Raw genomic sequence first — 1,139 nt, 5'->3', positions numbered from 1 at the left:
CGCGCGGGACTCCGGCATGCCCGCGCGCCGGGCCGTCGCCGCGGCGAGGTCGTAGTCGGCCTGCGCGCCCGCGCGGTCGCCCGAGAGCAGCCGGGTCCACGCGCGGCGGCAGATCAGGTCGGCCACGTCGTCCGTCGCGCCTATCTCGTGCATCAGGCTCAGCGCTTCGTCCATCACCGGCAGGGCGGCTTCGTGCTCGCCCCGCCACGTCAGCAGCTGCGACAGGTGGTCCAGCGCCATCGACAGGCCCCACCGCTCGCCCAGCGCGCGGAACTGCGCCGCACCCTCGCGCAGCCCTTCCTCGGCCTCGGCCAGCTCGCCCAGCATCATCGCCCGCAGGCCGACGCCCATCGGCAGCAGCGCCCAGCCCCACGGGTCACCGCGGGTGAGCAGCCCCTTGCCGCGGCCGAGCATCTGCTCGTCGTCGCCGGGCGGCCCGACGACGACGCCCATCAGCATCACCAGCATCGGGTTCCGGGGCGTCCAGTCGCCGTTGACCGAGTACTCGCGCACCAGCGGCAGGTACTGCTCCAGCGTCTCGCGGGGGTGCCCGGACAACGCGCCGAGCACGCACACCAGGAACTCCTCGGGGTACTGCTCCTGCAGTTCCGGGGAGCAGCGCGAGACGACTTCCAGCGACAGCCCGGCGCCCTCGAACCGCCGTCCGCGCATCCACCAGTACATCGCCAGCAGCGGCACCAGCCGCAGCGCCAGCCCGACGTCGTGCGCGGTGGCCCAGCGCAGGGCGGCCAGGACGTTGTCGTACTCGGCGTCGAACCGGTCGAGCCACTCCAGCTGGGCCGCGGTCCGCAGCATCGGGTCGGCTTCCTCGGCGAACCGCAGGAAGTACTCCGCGTGCGCGCGGTGGAGCCGCTCGGTCTCGCCCGCTTCGGCGAGCTTCTCCGCGCCGAACGCGCGGATCGTCTCCAGCATCCGGAACCGGCCCCCGACCGCCTCGACGAGGGACTTGCCCGCCAGTTCCGGCAGCAGGTCGACGTCGGTGCCGCACACCTCGGCGGCGGCCGCGGCGGTCGCGCCGCCGGCGAACACCGTGAGCCGCCGCGCCAGTTCGCGCTCCTCGTCGTCGAGCAGGTCCCAGCTCCACTCGACGACGCCGCGCAGCGAGCGGTGCCGCGCCT

1 pseudogene is annotated in these 1,139 nt (G+C 74.3%); it reads right to left on the bottom strand.

What is annotated here, in order from left to right:
- Positions 1-1,139, bottom strand: a pseudogene (locus tag G3I65_RS56110) (AfsR family transcriptional regulator); the annotation flags it as partial.

This window comes from Amycolatopsis sp. SID8362 (genome assembly GCF_010550475.1).
In the GTDB taxonomy this organism is placed as follows: Bacteria; Actinomycetota; Actinomycetes; order Mycobacteriales; family Pseudonocardiaceae; genus Amycolatopsis; species Amycolatopsis eburnea.
The sequence above is the reverse complement of the archived record's forward strand: the minus strand, read 5'-3'. Positions and strand labels throughout refer to the sequence as shown.